2 protein-coding genes and 1 pseudogene are annotated in these 3,768 nt (G+C 71.4%); 1 reads left to right on the top strand and 2 read right to left on the bottom strand.

Annotated elements, in window-relative coordinates; translation table 11 throughout:
- Both NE2_RS34320 and NE2_RS34315 read right to left on the bottom strand, forming a co-directional pair.
- Nucleotides 1-1,322 (bottom strand): annotated as a pseudogene (locus NE2_RS34320) (LuxR C-terminal-related transcriptional regulator); the annotation flags it as partial.
- A 6-nt stretch (nucleotides 1,323-1,328) separates the two neighbouring features.
- Complete coding sequence (locus tag NE2_RS34315) at nucleotides 1,329-2,930, bottom strand: Hsp70 family protein (protein WP_167356828.1); 1,602 nt, start codon at nucleotides 2,928-2,930, stop codon at nucleotides 1,329-1,331.
- A 431-nt stretch (nucleotides 2,931-3,361) separates the two neighbouring features.
- Between NE2_RS34315 and NE2_RS34310 the strand changes: the two genes are divergently transcribed.
- The coding region (locus NE2_RS34310) for an IniB N-terminal domain-containing protein (RefSeq protein ID WP_218018726.1) at nucleotides 3,362-3,768 on the top strand (407 nt) is incomplete at its 3' end.

Below are 3,768 nucleotides of genomic sequence, written 5' to 3'. Positions count from 1 at the left end.
GGCCACTGCGCCGCCGAACCCGACACCGCTTGCGCGTCGCCGACCGCTCCGGCGAGGTGGAACACCGCCGCGGCGGTCGCCCAGTCGGCGCCGGTGCGGGCGGTGCCGAGCCAGGCGTACAGCTGCACCGCCCGGCCGATCAGTCCCCGGCGGGCATGGACGCTCGCGCAGATCCGCACGGCGGCGGCGAGTTCCGCGGGTGGCGCGTCGCTGCGCGCGAGTACGGGTTCGGCCAAGCGCAGCGCGGATTCGTCGTCACCGCCGAGGGCGGCCGCGGTGGCGCGCGGGATGGCGATCCGCTGTGCGTCGTACCCGCTGGCCACGGCGGCGGTGTAGTACCGGCTCGCGTCGCTGCCCGCGTTTTCGGCTGCGGCGCGCAGGAATTCGGCCAGCCGATCGTCGCGGACCCCGGATTCGGCGAGCTGCAAGGCCGTGTGGTCGCGCAGCAGCCCGGCCTCGAGGCGGGCGGTGAGCAGGCGGCGCTGAATCGAGACGAACCGGCGTTCGCCGACCAGGGTGCGCAACGGTTCGATCGCGGGACCCAGCAACAGGTCGGCATCGGTGATCAGGGCCCCGGCGCGGGCCCGGTCGACGAGCCCGACCGCCGTCGTCTCGTCGGTGCCGAGCACCTCCGCCAGCTCACTCGGATCGAGGCCGGCGCCGGTGGTGGCGACCGTCAGCACCTCGAGCAGTTGCGGTTCGGTATCGTCGAGAAGGGCTCGCGCCCAGCTGGTTACGGCCTGGTCGACGGCCTCGATGCCACCCTCGAGCCGGGTGGCGCAGGCGGCGGAGAGCGCGGCCACCACACCACCCGGGATGCCGCCGGTGTGCCGGTGAATGTGGTCGGCGACCGGGCGCGGCACGGTCATTCCCAATTCGCGGGCGAACGGAGCGATATCGGCGGTGCCCAGCGGCCGGAGTTCGATCACCCGGCCGCGTCGCGACACCGCGTCCGCCAGCGCGCGCAGGGCGCTGTCGTGCGGTTGCGGCCGGGTCGCGACGATGATCGTGCGCGAATCCGATTCCACGGCGGCGCACAGCTTTTCCAGCTGTAGCTGGTCCAGGGTGTGGGCGTCGTCGACGACCACGGCGGCGCGGGTATCGGGCGGGGTGGTGGTCGCGCTCACATCGTCGAAGCAGCCGATACCGCTGCGCCGCAGGCGATTTCGGACCGCGGCGAGCAGCGTGGACTTCCCGGTGCCGCACCGTCCCCGAATCAGGTAGACGAGCGGATCCGGGGAGTCCGAATCCAATTCCCGAAGAATCTCCCGCGCGCCCGGAAGGGCGCCGTATGCCACCGCGAGGTTGCCGACCACTGTCACCGATCCTCAGTTGCCTTCGTGGGGCAGCACCTTGCCCGGTGCCTGCAGCACCGTGCCGAGGGTGTTGCCTGTCTGGTCGAGACCGTCGTTCAGCGTGTTGCCCAGCGTATTTCCCAGCGAACCACCGGGAGAGCTCGGAGTGGTGGGCTGGGAGGGCACCGAGGGGGCGGACGGCGTCTGGACGGGCGTCTGCGGGGGTGCCTGCGGGGCAGGGGAATTGGGTGCCGGGGAGTTCTGCGCCGGCGTGTCCGGGGCCGCGGCGGAGGCGGGGGCCGGTGAATTCGGGGCCGGGGAGTTCGGGTCGGCGGAATTCGGCGCGGCCGTGCCCGGGGCCGGGGCACCCGCCGAGTTCTCGGCGGCGGCCGTGCCGGCGCGGGTGGTGCCGGTGTTGTTCGCGGCCGTCACCGGGCTCCCGGCCGTCGGATGCGCGGGGTCGGTGGCGCCGGCCGGGGCGACACCCGCCGAGGTCACCGCATGAGCCGCGGACGTCGCCGCGGCGGGAGCGGGCGACGAATTCGACGGACTTCCCGCGGTGCCCAGGGCCAGGGTGCCGGTGGCCACCGCGCCCACGGCGATCGCGGCGCCGGCGATGAAGGCGAAGCGGCGCCACCGGCTGGTTCCGGCCGGCGGGGCGGTATCGGCGGGGGGCGGTTCGACGACGGTCCGGTCGCCGATCGCCGGCAGGGCCGTGGTCGTGGCGTCGTCGGAAAGAGCTTGCGGCTCGGTCGAATCGAGCGCGAGATCGGGTACGGCCAGGGCCGCGGCGTGATGCTGCGCGTCGGTGTACAGGTCCGCCGCGAGCAACGTCGCTCCCCGGGCGCTGAGCGAACCGGGATCGGCGACCGGGGCGATCGGGATCGCGAACTCGCCGGAGATCAGTTCGGTGAGCAGGCCGATGGATGCGCCGCCGCCGGTGAGCAGGATCCGGCCGACCTGGTCTATGCCCACTCCCGCGCGCCGCACCGCCTCGTGCACGAGGTTCAGCGAATCCGTGAGCGGTCCGCGGAACAGATCCTCCACATCGTCACGCACCAGGCGCACATCGCGCGCGATACCGGCCAGGCGGACCGGAACCATCGTGGCGGTCTCGGTCGAAAGCCGGTGTTTCGCATCGGCGCAACGGTTTCGCAGTATCGACAATTCGCGCTCGACAACCGGGTCGAACGGGTCGAAATCCGTTTCTCCCAATGCATTTGCCAGCACGTAGCGCATCGTCAGCAGATCGAATTCCGCGCCGGAGACCTCGGTGGAGCGAACCGGTTCGCCCAGCAGCCCCGAGTGCGGGCCCGAACCCACGACCGACACCGTGGTGCCGGTGGCGCCGGAGTCGTAGATCACGACGGGGGTGTCGGGTGGGAAGGGAGTGCTCGCCTCGAGCCGACGGAGCGCGGCGAGCGGTTCCGCGACCAGTACCACCGCTTCGGCGCCGGCGCGATCGAGTGCGCGGCGCTGTGCCTCGACGATGTGTGCGGGCCACCACGCCGGTACGGTCGCGACCACGGAATCCGGATCGAAATCGGCGACGACCTGGGAGATCGTTTCGGCCACCAGATCGGCGGCTGCGACCGAGGAGCCGTCGGGCAGGAGAATATCGACCGGATCGCCCACGCGGGACAATAGATTCTCCGACAATTCGGGCGCCGATCCGAAACGGTGGCGACGAATGTGAACAGAGACATTTTCCGGGTCGGCGCTCGCGGAAGTGGAGCCGGTCGCGGCGACTGTGCGCGACGACCCGACCGTGATGCCGAGCGTCAGGCCCTGAGTCATTCGAGAACCCCTGTCGTTGGTATTTGCGGTCGTCACGAATATTTGCGGTCGTCACGATCTATCCCACTGTCGGTTGCCGGGGGGCCGCCGTTACCGCTGATCCGGAAGCTTTGGGGAAAGTCCCCTAATGCGCCGGATTCCCCTATCGGGGCCGATACGGAAATCAGGGGATTCGCCCCGTTTCGCGTAACGCCGGGGCTTCTTAGCGTGAAAGGCAATTCGACTGCTGCGGATCGACGATGGTCCGCCGATCCAGGAGACGATCTGCGATGACCCCCAACGCCATTCTCGAATTCATCCTCAACCTGTTGCGCGACCACGAGGCCGCCGTCGGTTACTGCACCAACCCGACCGAATCGCTGTGCGCGGCCGGACTCGAGGCGGTGACGCCGGAGGATATCGCCGCCGTGGCGCCGATGGTCGCGGAATCCGCCCTGGTCACGGGCGGCTCGCAGCTTGCCGCCATCGTGGCGGCCGGTGGCGGCGCGGCGGCCGGCGGTGGTCTCGGCGCGGCGGCCGGCGGCAGCGGTGGGCTCGCGGGCGGCCTGGCCGGCGAAGCGGGTGCGATCAGCGAGGCCAACCTGGGCGCCGGGGCCGCGCTCGGTGGTGAAACCGGAATCGAGGCCGGCGCGGGCCTCGGCCTCGGTGCGGGGCTGGGCGCGACCTGGGGCGGGGC

This window comes from Nocardia elegans NBRC 108235 (genome assembly GCF_001612845.1).
Taxonomy (GTDB): Bacteria; Actinomycetota; Actinomycetes; order Mycobacteriales; family Mycobacteriaceae; genus Nocardia; species Nocardia nova.
This window is presented reverse-complemented; position numbering and strand designations above follow the sequence as displayed.